Source organism: Streptomyces sp. NPDC056734 (assembly GCF_042790455.1).
In the GTDB taxonomy this organism is placed as follows: domain Bacteria; phylum Actinomycetota; class Actinomycetes; order Streptomycetales; family Streptomycetaceae; genus Streptomyces.
The window spans coordinates 19,766-36,015 of record NZ_JBHTZD010000028.1 but is presented as its reverse complement, the minus strand read 5'-3'; the positions used below and the strand labels follow the sequence as shown (position 1 = coordinate 36,015).

The 16,250-nt window shown below is 70.4% G+C and carries 9 protein-coding genes; 7 read left to right on the top strand and 2 right to left on the bottom strand.

Annotated elements, in window-relative coordinates:
* Positions 1-13: 13 nt before the first annotated feature.
* The 3 genes from ACFRFC_RS32490 (at position 14) to ACFRFC_RS32480 (ending at position 6,739) form a co-directional block, all read left to right on the top strand.
* Complete coding sequence (locus ACFRFC_RS32490; protein WP_382691727.1) at positions 14-4,024, top strand: DUF5682 family protein; 4,011 nt, start codon at positions 14-16, stop codon at positions 4,022-4,024.
* 20 nt (positions 4,025-4,044) lie between these two features.
* Positions 4,045-6,087 (top strand): hypothetical protein, encoded by a 2,043-nt coding sequence (locus ACFRFC_RS32485; RefSeq protein WP_382691728.1) that lies wholly within the window; start codon positions 4,045-4,047, stop codon positions 6,085-6,087.
* A gap of 133 nt (positions 6,088-6,220) precedes the next feature.
* On the top strand, positions 6,221-6,739 hold the full coding sequence (locus tag ACFRFC_RS32480) for a hypothetical protein (RefSeq protein ID WP_382691650.1): 519 nt from the start codon (positions 6,221-6,223) through the stop codon (positions 6,737-6,739).
* A gap of 110 nt (positions 6,740-6,849) precedes the next feature.
* On the opposite strand, the gene ACFRFC_RS32475 is transcribed toward ACFRFC_RS32480, so the two are convergent.
* Entirely contained in the window at positions 6,850-7,260 is a 411-nt protein-coding gene (locus ACFRFC_RS32475; RefSeq protein ID WP_382691652.1) for an ATP-binding protein, read from the bottom strand.
* Between the two features lie 249 nt (positions 7,261-7,509).
* Here ACFRFC_RS32475 and ACFRFC_RS32470 point away from each other — a divergent pair, with 249 nt between their 5' ends.
* The 3 genes from ACFRFC_RS32470 (at position 7,510) to ACFRFC_RS32460 (ending at position 12,400) form a co-directional block, all read left to right on the top strand.
* On the top strand, positions 7,510-8,358 hold the full coding sequence (locus ACFRFC_RS32470; RefSeq protein ID WP_382691654.1) for a helix-turn-helix domain-containing protein: 849 nt from the start codon (positions 7,510-7,512) through the stop codon (positions 8,356-8,358).
* A gap of 9 nt (positions 8,359-8,367) precedes the next feature.
* Positions 8,368-8,559: a hypothetical protein gene (locus ACFRFC_RS32465; RefSeq protein ID WP_382691656.1), complete on the top strand. Its 192-nt coding sequence runs from the start codon at positions 8,368-8,370 to the stop codon at positions 8,557-8,559.
* 316 nt (positions 8,560-8,875) lie between these two features.
* Positions 8,876-12,400, top strand: coding sequence for an AAA family ATPase (locus ACFRFC_RS32460; RefSeq protein WP_382691658.1), 3,525 nt, complete (start codon positions 8,876-8,878; stop codon positions 12,398-12,400).
* On the opposite strand, the gene ACFRFC_RS32455 is transcribed toward ACFRFC_RS32460, so the two are convergent.
* On the bottom strand, positions 12,401-12,709 hold the full coding sequence (locus ACFRFC_RS32455) for an NIPSNAP family protein (protein WP_382691659.1): 309 nt from the start codon (positions 12,707-12,709) through the stop codon (positions 12,401-12,403). It abuts the gene before it with no gap.
* A 941-nt stretch (positions 12,710-13,650) separates the two neighbouring features.
* Here ACFRFC_RS32455 and ACFRFC_RS32450 point away from each other — a divergent pair.
* A complete protein-coding gene (locus tag ACFRFC_RS32450) occupies positions 13,651-16,233 on the top strand; it encodes an ATP-binding protein (protein WP_382691729.1) in 2,583 nt (860 codons plus the stop codon).
* Positions 16,234-16,250 lie beyond the last annotated feature (17 nt).

Below are 16,250 nucleotides of genomic sequence, written 5' to 3'. Positions count from 1 at the left end.
CCCGGACCCGGGGGTGACGCCCGTACAGGACGCGACGGCGGCGCCCGGCCAAGACCCGCAGACGGCGCCCGCCCAAGACCCGAGGCTGGCGCTCGACGCCCTCGCCGGGTCCGTGGTGCCGTATCTGCTGGGCATACGGCACCACAGTCCCGCGCTCGCCGCGGCCGTGCCCGCGTTGCTGGACGCGGCCGGCGCCGAGGTGGTGTGCGTGGAGTTGCCGGTCGACTTCCAGCCGTGGCTCGCTCACCTCGGCGCGCCCGCCACCCTCGCCCCGGTCGCGCTCGCGGGCGCCGGGCAGGGCGGGCGGCTCGGGTTCTACCCGTTCGCCGACTTCTCGCCCGAACTCGCCGCGGTCCGCTGGGCGCGGGAGCGGGGCGTGGACGTCATCTGCTGCGATCTGCCGATGGCCGACCCGCGCTGGGGCGGCGGGGAGCCGGATGCGGGCGGGGACGCTCGCGAGGCGGCCAAGGCCCCGCGCGAGACGGACAGAGACCCTCACGAAACAGACGGGGACCCTCGCGAAACGCACGGGAGCCGTCGCCAGACGAACGGAGGCCCTCGCGAGACGGAGGGGGACGCTCGCCAGACGAACGGGGGGCCTCGCCAGACGGTCGGCGGGCCGCCCGCTGGTCAGCTCGCGCTCACATCCTTCGCGCAGGCGCTCACCGCCGCCGGGACCGGGCGTGACGGGGACGACCTGTGGGACCGCAGCGTGGAGGTGCGTGCCCCGGGGTGTGCTCCCGAGGCGCTGCGCCGGGCCGCGCTGGGTGTCGGCTGGGCGCTGCGTCAGGACGCCGAGTCGTCCGGCGGGGTGTCCGCCGTGGACCTGGCGCGCGAGGCGCACATGCGGGACACGATCGCCCTCGCGGCGGCGGGTGGACGCCGGGTCGCGGCGGTGATCGGCGCCTTCCACGCCCCGGCGCTGGCCGACGGGACGGCCGGGCGGGAGCAGCCCCCGGGCGACTGCGCGGCCGTACAGGGGGTGCCGACCGCCGAGGGGGTGACGGGGCGACGTGCGGCATCGACCGGACCGGTAACCCCGGGGGGCCCCGCCCCCGTCGTCACCTCCCTGGTCCCGTACGCGTTCGATCTGCTGGACTCCCGGTCCGGCTACCCCGCCGGGATCCGCGATCCGCGCTGGCAGCAGGCGGTGTTCGGCGCCGGGGGCGATCCCGGTCTGCTGCACGACGCCGCGGCCGGGGCGATCACGCGGGTGTGCCGGGAGCTGCGGGCGGCCGGGCACACGGCGGGGACGGGCGAGGCGGGTGAGACGCTGCGCGTGGCCTGCGACCTGGCCCGGTTGCGCGGGCTCCCCGCCCCGGGACGCGGCGAGGTCCTCGAAGCCCTCACCGTGGTGCTGGGTCAGGGCGAGCCGCTCGGCCGGGGCCGGGCGCTGGCGCGAGCCCTGGAAGTGGTCCTGGTCGGCACCGACCGCGGCCGGGTCGCGCCGGGCACACCGCGCTCCGGGCTCGGCCCGTCCGTCGAGGCCGAACTCGCCGCCCTGCGACTGCCGGGCCCCGACGATCCCGCGCCGCGCGAGCTGCGTCTGGACCCGCTGCGTTCGGCCCTCGACCACCGCCGCGAGATCCTCCTGCGACGGCTGGAGGTGTGCGGGGTGGGGTACGGCGAGCCGGTGGCCGTGGCCGGTACGGGCGACGCCGCCGCGCTCTCCGCACGCTGGCGGCTCTCGTGGGTCCCCTCCGTGCCGGTCCGTCTTGACCTGGCCGGGGTGCGCGGCGTGACCGCGGCGCTGGCGGCGGAGGGCACGCTGCGGGAGACCTTCCGCAGGGAATCGGCTGACGGCGGCCCCACCTGCGCCCTCGTCCTTACGGGGCTGCGGGACGCCGCGCGCTGCGATCTGCCCGCGCTGGTCGCCCAGCGGCTGGCCGAGGCCGCCGAGGTGCTGCCCGCGTCCGCGACGATCCCCGAGATCCTCACCGGACTGGATCTGCTGGAGGCGCTGCGCCGGGAGCATCTGCCCGGCACGACGCCCGAGGGCAGACAGACGGCGAGTGCGCTCACCGCCGACCTACTGGAGTCGGCCGTACGGTCCCTGCCGGGGCTGGCGGGCAGCGACGACCCGGAGGAGGCGGCCGCGCTGGTCGCCCTGGCCGCCCGCGCCGGTGAACTGCGCCTGGGGCTGCGGATGGACGAGTCCCTGGCCGGCCTCGCGGACTCCGCGTCCCCCCTCGTCCAGGGTGCCGCTCTCGCCTGCCGGGTCCTGTTCGACCTGGAGGACGCCGAGACGCTCGGGGCCAGGGCCGCCGGCTGGATCGACACGGCCACCGGTCCCGACGCCCGGCGCGCGCTGGCCCGCCGGCTCACCGGACTGCTGACCGGGGCCGCGCCGCTGCTCCAGTCGGCGCCGACCGCCCTCGACCCGCTGCTCGACCGGATCGACTCGCTCGACGACCGGGGTTTCCTGGACCGGCTACCGGCGCTGCGCGGAGGCTTCGACACGCTCACCCCGGCAGGCCGCGACCGGCTCCTGCACACCGTGACGGAACGGCTGGGCGACCGACTCGACCTCGCGCTGGGCGCGTCGCCGCGGCTGCTCGCGCTGTGGACGGCGGCGGACGAGGCCGGTCGTTCGGCGGCGGAGTTTCTGCAGCCGACGTCGCGGGCGCACCGGCCGACCGAGGCACTTGCCCCGGAGGCGGCTGCCTCTGAGACGCCGGTCCGTGGGACGCCGGTCCCGGAGGCGCCGGGACTTGAGGCACCTGTCCCGGCGGCACCTGTCGGTGAGACACCCAGCCCTGAGACTCGTACCCCCGAGACCCGTAACCCTGAGACCCGTACCCCTGAGGCCCGTACCCCTGAGACCCCTGCCCTTGGGGCTGCCGACGTCACCTCCACGGCGTCGCCTCGCGGGTCCGTCGCGGACGGGCCACCCGACGACGTACCGCGTCTGTCGGCCACGGACCGGTGGCGGCTGCTCCTCGGCAGGGAACACGACCGGCTCCCGACGGACGCCCGTCGTTACGCGCACGCGCTCGACGAGCTGTACGGCACGGGTCGCGGGGAGGGCTCCTCGGACCTGGGCCGCGAAGGCGGTCGCGGGGGCGGGCAGGACGCCTCCTTCCCGACCGCGCGCGAGTGGGCCGAGGAACTCCAGGCGCTGTTCGGCGCGGAGGTGCGCGAGGAGGTCCTGGCGCGCGCCGCCGACCAGGGACGCAGCGACGTACTGGCCGAACTCGACCCCAAGGCGGTACGTCCGTCCGTCGATCTGCTGACGTCCGTGCTGTCGCTGGCGGGCGGGATGCCGGAGGCGCAGCTTGCCCGGCTGCGTCCGCTGGTACGCCGACTCGTCGACGAACTGGCCAAGGAGCTGGCCACCAGGATGCGTCCGGCGCTGACCGGTCTCGCCACGCCTCGCCCGACCCGCCGTCCGGGAGGGCGGATCGACCTGCCGCGCACTCTGCGGGCCAACCTTGTCCATGCCCGCAGAAGGCCCGACGGCAGCACCCTGGTGGTTCCGGAACGGCCGGTGTTCAGCACCCGTTCGCGCAAGGAGGCGGACTGGCGGCTGATTCTGGTGGTCGATGTGTCCGGGTCAATGGAGGCGTCCGTGATCTGGTCGGCGCTGACCGCGGCCGTGCTCGGTGGCGTGCCCACGCTCAGCACGCACTTCCTGGCGTTCTCGACGGACGTGATCGATCTGACGGACCGGGTCGACGACCCGTTGTCCCTGCTGCTGGAGGTGCGGGTGGGCGGCGGCACCCACATCGCGGCCGGTCTGGCCCACGCCCGCTCCCTGGTGACGGTGCCGAGCCGGACCCTCGTGGTGGTGGTGAGCGACTTCGAGGAGGGCTACCCGCTCGGCGGGCTGCTGGGCGAGGTACGGGCCCTCGCGGGTTCGGGGGTGCACCTGATGGGCTGCGCCGCGCTGGACGACAGCGGCAGCCCGCGCTACTCCGTGCCCGTCGCCCAGCAGTTGGTCGCGGCGGGCATGCCTGTCGCCGCCCTCAGTCCTCTCGCCCTTGCCCGCTGGGTGGGCGATCGCCTCCGCGGAGAGTCACGATGAGCGCCCTGACGAGCGTGCCGATGCGCCCCGAACTGCCCCCGGCTGCACCCGAGGTGACCGCCGCCGCGGTGGATGGCCTGACCTCCCGGCTGCGCAAGAAGCTGGACGCCGCCGTGGAGACGTACGGGGCCGTTCCCGTCGTCGTGGAGGCCGCCGGGCTGCGGGTTCGGTGCGGTGCGGACGCGGAGGTGGTCCTCACCCCCGGTCCTTCCGGAGCGGTCACGGACGCCGGGCAGGCGGTGTGCAGTTGCTTGCTGGCACCGAGGTGCTTGCACCGTGCGGCTGTGCTGAGCGCGTGTCCGGTGGCGGATGTGGACGCGGTGGCGGATGTGGATGTGGTGGCCGACCCCGGCGGGGACGCGGTGACCGACGGGGACGCCGTGTCAGAGCCGTCGGACCCGGCGACTGGGGCCGGGGCCGGGGCGGGAACGACAGACACCTTGGTCGCTGCTGTGCCGGGGCCGGGTGCCACCGACACCTCATCGCGGACAGAACCCCAGACCGAACCCCAGACCGAACCCCGTACGGAACCCCGCCCCGAACCCCGTACGGAGCTCACGAAAGCGCAATTGGCCGCCGCCCGCGCCCTGTGGGCCGCCGCGGTGGCGGCGCTGGCCGCCGGGGTACCCGCGGCGGGTGCGGTCGCGCAGGCGGAGTTGCTGCGGGCCTCGCACTCGGCGCGACTCGCCGGGCTGCACCGCGCGGAGGGTGCGGCTCTGCGTGTGGTGCGCGGACTGCGGGGCGTCCGTTCCCGCCATGACGGCCACCGGCTGGCCGACCTGGTCGACAACCTGCGTGAACTCCTCCTGACCACCGCCCTGTTGACCGCGCCGGAGCCGCCGGACCCGGCATGGATCGGGTCCGCCCGCCGCGCCTACCGCCCGGAAGGCGCGCTGCGGGTGCACGGGGTGTGCCGGGAGCCGGTGATCTCGGCGACCGGGTTCGGCGGGGTGGTCACGCACGTCATCTCCGACGACGGACGCTGGTTCACCGTCCCGGACGTCAAGCCGGGCGGTTCCGCCCGGGCGCGCGGTGCCGCGACGGCCACTGTCGCGCTGGGGTCGGGCAGTCTCGATCACGCCCGGCTCTCGCGCGGTGGGCTGCTGATCTCGGGGGCGACTTTGTCGTCGGACGGCCGTCTCGGAGCGGGCAAGGGAGTACGGGCAACGCCGGTCGCGGGCCGGTCCTGGACCTCGGGGCCCTTGGCCGCTCTGTTCGCGCGACCTCTCTCCGAGGCCGTGGGCGAGGGGCCGGGGAACGCGCCGGTGAGCGACCCTGACCAGGCGGGACAGCGGACCGGTGAACTGATCGGTTGCGATCTGGTCATCGTAGGAGCGTTCAACGACCACGTGCTCGCGCGGGAGCTGCTGCCCGGCGGAGCGGACGTGGACGGTCGGACAGCCCGGGACGGCCTGCTGATCCGGCTGCTTCCGGCCCACGGCCACCCCGACCTGGCGCACACCGCGAACCTTCGCCGGCTGGCGTCCCGTCCCGGGCTGCGACTGCGTGTCGTCGGCCGCCCGGATCCGGACCGAGCCGCCACGCTCCGGCCCCTGGCCGTCGGCCCACTGCCGGACGACGACAGCTCAACGACCCTGCGCCTGCCGGAGGAGTGGCAGGGCCATGCCGACCTGGGCTACGACCGCCTCGAAGGCGTCCATCTGCCGCCCGGGGACGCCCTGCCGGAGACGGCCGGACTCCCTCGCATCCCCCCGGACCCGGTGGCGGAGGCACCACTGTGGCGGCTGCGGCGACTGATCGAGGTCGCCGTGTCGGGTGGCCGCCGAGCCGTCGCCCAACCCGCACGCGACGGCGACCGCGCCGGGACGGCCGCGGCGCTCCGCCGGGTCGGATTCCGTACGGCAGCGGACCTGCTGACGGAGCTGACCACGGAGGCGGACCGGCGCGGCCGTGACGTCTTCGGCCGCACGGAGGAGGCGGACCCGGACGCGTACGCACGTGCCTGGCTGGCGGCGGCGGTCTACCTCGCGGGTACGGAACGGGCGCTGGTCCGGGCGACGTGGCAGCCGTCGGATGGCGTGGGAGGTGCTCCAGCGGCCTGAAGCACTCCCGCACCATGACGCAACATACCTGAAGACCTAGCACCCTTGGGGTTGAAGGTATCCGGGCGATCTGCCACGCTACTCAATAGCTGACAGGGCAAGGCGCCCTAGGTATCGACCTATTGGGGGATTCATGATCCACATCACGCTCGGCCGGATGCGCTATGTCAGCCCGGAGGAAGACCAGTTGGGCCGCGAGCACGTGGGCTGGGATCCGAACATGGGCGACGAGGCTCTCTTCCGCGCCAACCGAGGCTGCTGGGTCCTCGGTGAGCGGGCAGAGAAGGAGCGGTACGCGCTGCTCTCCTGCGAAGGGAAGGTGCGTATGGCCATCGAGATCGACAGGCTGGTTCCGGTGGCCGGAGGACGCAAGGCGATTGAGGGCAGGTTCCTCAAGCCGGGCGACGCGGTCCACGACGCCTACGTCGGCGATAAGCCTCCCGTGGAGTCGGCCCGCAACCCGATCACGTACTTCGACTCCTCACACGACAGCCGTCTGTGCGGCTGCGACTGCGGTGAACCGGTGGCCGGCGGCTGGTTCCTGGCCGGACACGACCAGAAGGCCCTGCATGCGCGGGTCGCCAAGATCGGCACCGTCCGGGAGTTCATCGACTGGTTCGACAACACCTACGTCGAACCGACTGCCGAATAGCCGCTCGGTTGGCTTTCCAGGGGTCGTCACGACACGGGGTCGTGTCCCCCGGCCCGGCCCGCCGCGCAACTCCGGGGCGGCGGACCAAGCGCGCGTGGCCAGCGCCCCTCTCAGCCGCCCTGGCGGAAGGGGATACCCGCGATCACGGACATTCCGCGTGCGGGGCGGGGCCGGACGGTCCAGGCGGAGGCGAGGTGGTTGACGAGGAGCAGCCCCCGACCGCTCTCGGAGTCCGTGTCCGGGTATGCCAACGTCGGCTTGCCCGGACCCGGATCGGAAACGGCGAGCCAGTAGTGCCCGTCAGCGGGCCACAGGACGAGTTCGATGAGGTCTTCCTCTTCCGGGCAGGCGCCATGGCGGATGGCGTTGGTGACGAGTTCGGAGGTCAGCAGCGTGAGGTCGTCCCCCAGGAGACGGGGCACCTGCGGCAGCGATTGCGCGACGGCGTGCCGGGCCCGTCGTACGGAGGAGGGGTGGGCGGGGAAGCGCCAGTGGACAGGGACGAGGGGGATTTCGGGCATGGCGAACTCCACGGCTGTGTGAGGGGTTTGCGGTCGCCGGTGGCCTACCGCCCTGGCCGCGAGCACACCCGTCCAGGGCTGACGGGCATGCTCGCGCGGTGCGCTTCCGGCACTGCGGTGTGTAACTTGCGCGATACTGACAGTAGATCAGGTGGTGGTAAATTTTCCACGTGCTCGCGAGAATTCACCACGGAACGGGTGAGGCGGCCGAGCGCCATCGAGACACGGCTTCCGGATGGAAGGGACCCCATGCCCCCGAGGACGACTCCAACAGAGCGGCAGAAGCGACTGGGAAGTGAGCTGCGGCGTATCCGTACCGGGGCAGGGATGTCCGCCGAGTCCGCTGCGGGCCTGTTGGGCGTGGACCGAGGCAAGATCTCCAACATCGAGTCCGGAGTCCGAGGTATCAGCGCGGAGCGCCTGCGCACACTGGCCTGCAATTGTGATGTGACCGATGAGACGTACGTCGACGCGCTCGTCGAAATGGCACAGGTGGTTACGGGCTGGTGGGAGCGCTACCGAGGCATACTGCCCCAAGCCTTGCTGGACATCGCGGAAACAGAGAACAACGCTGTGCGCATGCGCGGCGCCAACACCGTGCACGTGCCCGGCATACTCCAGACATCAGAGCAGACGATGGCCATCTTCCGGGCTGCGGTTCCTGCCTTGCCCGAGCACGAGGTTGCTCTGCGACTGGCGTTGCGTGCGGAACGCCAGGGGGTGATCACTGGTGACAGGGCGATTCCGTACGTCGCCATTGTCCACGAGGCCGCGCTCCGGATGCAGTTCGGCGGTACCGATGTGGCCCGCGCCCAGTTGGAGTACCTGCTGGAGGTCTCCGAGCGGGACAACCTCACCGTGCTCGTCCTGCCCTTCGCCCACGGCGCCTTTCCTGGTGCCGGACAGACAGTCGTCCACATCGAAGGGCCCGTACCGCAGCTGGATACTGTGCAGGTGGACAGCTCTCACGGACCCACCTTCCTCCACGCCGAGGGTCAGTTGGCGAAATACCGGGCGCAACTCGATCTGTTGGAGAGTCTGGCTCTGCCACCAGAGCAGTCCAGGGACTTCATTCGTGACATCTCACGCCAACTTTGAGGAGCACCGATGCCCGACATCACCTGGGAGGCCCCGTTCTGCGCGGAGGGCAGCTCCTGCTTCCGCCTCGGCACCGACACCGAGGGCAACGGCTACATAGCCGTCAACGGCCAGGAAACCCACCACCTCACCGACTCCCTCCAAGCCCTCCGCACCCTCATCACCGACATCAAAGCCGGGAAAGCAGACCACCTGCTCTAGGACCGACAGCGCCCGGCACCGCCAGTCGTACCCTGTGCGGCTGGCAGGTGACGAGGCGTCGTACCACCGGCCGGATCCCGTGATCCGAACTTGCGGCCAACGCCCCGAGGCCCTCCACAAGCAGAGATTCCAGCGCGCACCGTGACACGGCACGTGACTGGTTTTCCGGGGCGCTGTTGAGATCGAGTCGCCCGCCGCAGATGATGTTCACGAGGCATCGATGACCCGATGTCTCGTGATCGGTGGCGGCGAAGCGGGGGCGTGGAGTGCTGCGGCGGTACAACGGCATACTGGCGGGGGCGTCATGAGAAGCCGAATGCAGATACTGCTTCAGGCCATGATCGTGGTTGTCGCGAGCCTGCTGGGCATTGTCACCAACTACGCCACCGGCGAGAGCAATGCACCGTGGCTCCTGCAACTGCTCCAGCACGTTGCGATTCCGGCCATCGGACTGCTGATCGTCACGATGGTGGCGATGCAGGTCGTCGTCCATCGGCTGGAGCAGCCCGCGCCTCCGCCGACGGACTGGCCTCGCGACCGGGCTCCGTACCCCGGACTGGATTCCTTCGACGAGGAAGAAGCTGCGGCCTTCTTCGGAAGGGAAACCCAGGCCGAGGATCTGACGCGTCGGCTGCACGAAGTGCAGGACGGACCCGCCGACCGTTTCCTCGTCCTCGTCGGCGCCTCAGGCAGCGGGAAGTCGTCGCTGGTCAGAGCGGGGGTGATGCCACGACTGCGCAGCCGGCGGTGGTCGATCCTCCCCGCCTTCTCACCGGGGTCCAACCCCCTCGCCGCCTTGGCCTCCGCCATCTCGACCGCCGACGGGGAGCGGGATTCCGTGAGCGTGTTGCGGCGCCTTCGGCAGGATCCCGCTTCTCTGCTCGCGGAGTTGTCCCGGCTGCGTGGGAGCAGGTTCCGCCGCGTGCTGGTCGTTGTCGATCAGTTCGAGGAAGTGGTCACTCTCGCGGGCGAGCGGGAACGCGCCCAGTTCCTGGAGGCACTCCACGCTTGCGTGACGCAGGACGCGAGGATCCGAGTACTCGTCACCGTACGCATGGACTTCTTGGGACAGCTCCTCGCCACGGGGCACGCCGACCTCTTCCAGCATCCCGTTGCCATTGGCGCACTCGGCAGGACTCAGCTCACACAGGTCGTGGAGGGACCGGGCGCTCTTGTGGCCCTGTCCTTCGCGCCCGGCGTCGTAGAAGCCATCGTCAACGATGTGGGCACGGACGACGCGCTGCCGCTGCTCGCGTATCTGCTGCAGGAGCTGTACCTCGCCTCCGGCCCCGGTCAGACTGTGCCCGAGGAGCTGTATCGGAGCCTCGGCGGAGTGGCCGGCGCCCTCGCCCGGCAGGCCGACCACACCGTGGCGGAACTCGGTCGCGGAAACGATGGCATCGGCTTCGTGCTGCGCGTGCTGCTCAGATTCGTCACCGTCCAGGGGCAAGAGGTGGCCAGGCGCCATGTGCCGCTGGCCGAGCTGACAGCGCAGGAGCGACGCGTCGTGGACGCCTTTGTCGACGCACGCCTGCTGCTGTCCGACGTACGCGCCGGTCAGGAGCCCTACGCACAGGTGACCCATGAAGCGCTGTTCCGCCAGTGGGCTCCCCTACGGCAGGAGGTCGAGGCACGCACCGAGCAGCTCCGTCAACGTGCCGAACTCGAACGGTGGGCGGATGACTGGGACCGCTCCGGCCGCAGCTCTGACTACCTGCTGACCGGAGAGCGGCTCACCTTGGCCCAGCGCTGGCTCCATGCGCTGCAAGAGAACGGGCAGGCGCCGGAGACCGCGCAGGCACTCGTCGAGTCCTCACAGCGGCGTGATCTCGCCTTTCTGCGCCGTGTCTCGGACAGCATCGGGCAGTACGCGCTCGGCGCCGCGGACCAGCTTCCGGAACAGTCCCTTCTGCTGACGCTGGCCGCACTGGGCGAATGCACCCCGACCCCGGCTGCCCGGCGGGGCCTGATGACGGCTCTGGCATCGAGCCATTTACGCACCCAACTCGACGGACATGCCGACACCGTGCGGCACGTCGCCTGGTCGCCGGACGGCCGCTTCGTCGTCACCGCGTCGAGAGACGGTACGGCCCGCCTCTTCGACGCCCGGTCGGGTCGCTCGTTGCGAGTCCTCCCGTCCGGCGGCGCGATGGTCGAGGGCGTGGCCTGGTCGCCGGACTCGACCCGCATCGCCACCGTGGGCCGCGATCACGTCGTACGGATCTGGGACGCGGCCTCCGGAGAACCCCTGCGGCTGCTCACCGGCGCCACCGACATCGGGCGACAGACCGCCTGGTCGCCCAACGGGGACTGGATCGCCGCCACATCACGCGACCGCACGGTGCGCGTGTGGAATGCCCGGACCGGGGACCTGGTCCACGAGTTGCGGGGACACCGCGACGATGTGTGGGGCCTCGCATGGGCGCCGGACAGCACGCGTCTGGCATCCGCCTCACACGATCAGAGCGCCCTCGTATGGGACGTGGCCACTGGCACATCGGTGACAACGCTCAGCGGCCATTCCGACTTCGTCGAAGGCATCGCCTGGTCCCCGGACGGACGCCTCGTAGCCACCGGCTCCGGTGACCACACGGTGCGGATCTTCGACGCCGAGACCGGCGAAGTGCGCCTGCTGGTACGCGGCCACACGGACTATGTCTGGAACATCGCCTGGTCACCCGACGGGCAGACACTCGCCTCGGCCTCCTCCGACAGGACCGTACGTATCGTCGACGCGCATGACGCGAAGGTCGTCGCCATCTTGCGAGGACACACCGACACCGTCTGGGGTGTGGCATGGTCCCCGTCGGGCGACCAGCTCGCCACCAGCTCCACCGACGGCACAGGACGCATCTGGGACCTACGGCCGCGCGGTGCGGAAAGCCTGCTTCTCGATGGACACCGCGGGCCCGTGAACCAGGCGACCTGGTCCCACGACGACACGCGCATCGCCACCGCCTCGGACGACGGAACGGTGCGCGTGTGGAACGCGACCACCGGAGCCCCGGTCAGCCAGGTGGCCGAACACACGGACCGGGTGTGGAGCGCCGCGTGGTCACCACTCGACGACCGCCTGGCCCTCAGCACCAACGACGGTGTCTTCCGCATCGTCCACCCGGCCCAGCACAGCGCCTTCGACCACCGGGGAGCGGTGGCCGAGTGCGTCGCCTGGTCCCCCGACGGTACCCGCATCGCCACCGGGGACCACGACGGCGCGGTTCGGGTATGGGCCGCCCAAGAACAAGTGGAACTGTTTACCCTGACGGGACATCAGGACTGGATCAGCCGCATCGCCTGGTCCTCCAGTGGCCGCTTCCTGGCCAGCGCCTCCGACGACCGTACGTGCCGACTCTGGGAGGTCGCCGGATGCCGCCAGCTGACGGTGCTGCGCGGTCACGACAACTACGTCGACGACGTCGCCTGGTCACCGGACGAAACCCGTATCGCCACCGCCTCCGGGGACTGGACGGCCGCCGTGTGGGACGCCACCACGGGCCGTCGTGTCGAGGTGCTCAAAGGCCACGAGGGTCGGGTCCGCGCCATCGCCTGGTCACCGGACGGCCGGCTCATCGCCACCGGGTCCGACGACCGCACGGTGCGCGTCTGGTCGTCCGCCACCTTTGAGGAGATCGCGATCGTGGGGGTGCACCAGGACAAGGTGGCCTCGATCGCCTGGTCCCGGGACGGCACCCGTCTGCTCACCGCGTCCTTCGACAACACGGCCCGGGTGTGGTCGGCCGACCCCGACCTGAACAGCCTCGAAGCCGGGGCTCGCGGCCGGGTCTTCCGTGTCCTCAGTGACGACGAACGGCGCCACCACATGCTGCCGCTGGCCCCGTGATCATACCTGCGGCTCGACCGTCTCGACGGTCCGGTCGTCGGTGTGTATCAAGTACTCGTCCGGGTTGAGGTTCATCGCCTTCCGCTCCGGAGAAGCCCAGTAGAGCGCGTTACGGTCGGCGAACGTCTCCGGACCGTCGTAGGAGATGAGCCATACGAACTGGGTGCGTTCGCGATCCACCCAGGCGCCTCCGATCTCGAAGCCCAACTCCAGGCGCAGCGGAACGATTTCCGAACGCCACCGATCGACCCACTCGTCGAGCAGCCCCTCCCTTACCGTGTAGGTGCGCAGCTGAGTGGTCTTGGTCATGCGATTCCCTCCGGAGTCGTTTCCCTTGAACGCAGACTACGAGTCTGGCCCCGGCTCTGGGGCATTGGCCGCATCAGTGCCACGTACTGATGCGGCTGTCCTTACTCCTTCGGCCCTCCGCCAGGGGAATGCGAGCGAGGAACTCTGCCATCTCGCGGGTGTCCTCGTGGACCAGCGGCGAGCATGGGCACGTGGGGCAGCCCCGACAGGCGGGCCCGGGAATGTTCCGGGCCCGCCTGTCGGTGTCCTGTTCTTCTGTGTCTTTCGATTCTCCCGTCTGCTGCTTCTTCTGCGTCTGGTGGGCGCGGCGGACTGGTCGGTCGCGTCTGCCGCGCGCCGGTGGCCTGCGGCCCCGGTCTCACTCCTCGTCAGTGAAGAGTGCCCCTCGGCAGACTCGTTGGGCTGTGGGCCGGACCGGCTTCCAGGCCCTGCCAATGCCCAGGGCCGAGGTCGGGACAGGCGTCGGCCTGGGGGCCGGGCGGGGCCTGCGACGGCGGGGAGGCACGGTTGCCTTGATGCGCCGGCCCGGGGTGAAGCGGCCGGCTTGGCGTCGGCTGTGCTTTTGCTGTGCATTCATGGACTTCTCCTGTTCGAGTGTTTGCTTGACCAGCAATCAGGCCCGCGCCGATACGCGTTCCTGGGAATCGCCGCAATGTTCGGGGCGGCGTGATCACAGCCTTGCAGATCGGTCCGGCAAGTCCAAGTTCCAGACGTTAGCCGAACGTTAATCGCTCCGCGGTGGCTCGTGGCATGCTTTCTCTCGTCCGCAGATCGAAGTATCTGCCGTACGACAGAGGGATGAGGAAGTGGAATACCGTGTACTGGGCCCGGTCCTGGCCCTGCGCGACGGGGAACCGGTCGCGTTCAAGTCGACGAAAGCCCTTGAACTGCTCGCTGTTCTGCTACTGGCGCCGAGGCACCGTGCTTCACACGCCTCCGTCATGCAGTGCCTGTGGCCGGGCGAGGATTCGAACCCCAATCGAATTCGACAGTTATCCCATCAGCTGCGGCGGTGCGTTCCCGAGGCTGTAGTCGAGCGGAATGAGCCCGGGTTCTGTCAGATCCGCGCCGACCCGAGGGACGTCGACTACATTCGATTCCAGGATCTGCGGCGGGCGGCGGACGCCGCGCCAAACTCCTTGGAACAGATCAAGGCGCTTCGGTCCGCACTCGGTGAGTGGCGGGGAACGCCCCTGGACGGCATGCCGGGCCCCGGATTCGAACACAAGAGACACAGACTCGACGCCGAGTTCCGAGACGCCACGGCGGCATGCGTCCGCGCCGAGCTGGAATTCGGCGAGTCATGGGACGCTCTCGACCGGGTCGACTGGGCGCTGACCGAGTGGCCCGACAACGAGGCATTGCTGCGGCTCAAAGTGGCCGCTCTGCGCGCGCTCGGCAGGGAGGGCGAGATCGAACCACTGCTCGTCCACTGGGAGCAGCGGTTCGACCGGCCGACGTACCATCTGCTGCTGGCGGACGACACAGGGCAGCCGGGCCCAGGGACGACGCATGCGCAGGTCGGATCGGCCCCCTTCGCGTCGCGACAGCTTCCCCTGTCGCCTGTGGGAGCGGTGGGCCGACAACCTCAGCTTGAGCAGTTGACGCTGACCGTCCTGGGGCGGACGCCCCACCGCACCCGCATCGCCGCCCTCTCGGGCATGGCCGGCGCCGGGAAGACCTTCCTGGCCGTGAAGGCGGCGACCGTACTTCAGCCGGAGTTCCCGGACGGCGTTCTCTACGTGGACCTCCGCGGCTTCTCGTCGAGCGAGCCCGAGCGGCAGGGCGCTGTCCTGGCCAGGTTTCTGAACGACCTCGGGGTGCGCCCGAGAACCCCGACCATGGACGGCATGGTGTCCGCCTACCGGTCCGCGCTCGCGGATCGCGCAGTGCTGCTGATCCTGGACAACGCACGCGACGAGGAACACGTCCACCAGTTGCTTCCAGGTCCCGGAGCGAGTGCGGCGATTGTCACCAGCCGGCGACAACTGCACAGTCTCTCCATCAAGGCAGGGGCCGACCTGATCGATCTCGCTCCCCTGGACCGGCAGGATGCAGCCGAGTTGCTCCGCACGCAGTTGGGCGAGACACGGATGCGTACAGCCGTTCCCTTCGTCGACGACCTGGTCACCTACTGCGCCGGTGTTCCCCTGGCGCTACGCATCATGGCGGCACGGATCGAGCAACGGCCACCGCAGGCGATCGGAGGGCTCGTCCGTGATCTGCGGGCGGAAAGCACCCGGTTGAGGTCCTTGGACCTGCGCTCGGAGAGTCTGAGCATGCGCTTGCTACTGGACGCGTCCCACAAGCTGCTGTCCGCACCGGCGGCACGACTGTTCTGGCGGTTGGCGGTACACCCGGGTCCGACGGCCAGTTGGGCTGCCGTACGGGCATTTGATCCGGCGGACTCCGCCGTCATCAGCGACGCGCTCGACGACTTGGTGCGGATAAGCCTGGTGACCGAACCTATGGACGAACGCTACGCACTTCACGATCTGATCCGCGTCTATGGCACGGAACGGGCCGATCAGCAGGACGCCGAGGAGCGTGCGCGGCTGGTCGAGCGAATCCTGTCCTTCCTGCTCCACAACGCCTGGGCCTGCGACCGCAGACTGGATGCCGGACGCCGGCTTCCGATCCCCGACCCGACCGGCGTCCAGGTCGTCGCTCCGTCCACTGTCGGCGAGGCGATGTCGTGGTTCGACACCGAGTACTCCACGCTGACCGCCGCCCTCGGACTGGCCGAAGAGCGTGGCCTGGACCGCTACACCTGGCTGTTGTCCATGACTCTCGTGACGTTCCAGTGGCGCTCCGACCGGCATCTGGACGCGCTCAGGTATCTGACCGGCGCTCTGGCAGCGGTCCGACGGGAGGGCGGGCCCGCCGACATCGCGATGGTCCACCGCATGCTCGCTGGCACCCACCGTGGCCTCGGGGACACCGCCCAGGCAACCAGAGAACTCCGGGCCGCGGTACGGCTGAGCAAAGACGGAGGGGACCTCCCTGGCCTCGCCATGGGCCGCTATTTCCTCGGCGTTCTCCTGCGCGAGAGCGGTTTTCCAGCCGAGGCGCTGGAGTACTTCACCTCTTCCCGCTCCGCCTTCGAGGAACTGGGCGATGTCCTCAATGAAGGGCTGACACTGGGCGGCATCGGAAATGCCCACTACGACCTGGGGCGATACGACGAAGCCGTGAAGTACTGCTTGCGTTCCCTGGCCGTACTGGAGGCCCATGGTGACGTCAACGGACAGGCTCATGCCCTGTTCAGCCTCGGCCGGATCAGGATGGGCCAGGCGGAACACGAAGCAGCCATCGGCGACTTCCAGCGCGCTCTCGATCTGTACCGGTCGCTCTCCTACGGGAGCAGGCAGGCCAGAACGCTCGTCTGGTTGTCGGACGCGTGCCGGTACGCGGGTCGGGCACCGGAGGCCGCGAGCGCTCTGGAACAGGCACGCTCCGAACTGGAAGGACTGGGTGAAAGGGATCTCGACGCCGCTGTCGAGCGGTTGAGGCGGCTGCCATGAACCCGGGCGGCGGACCG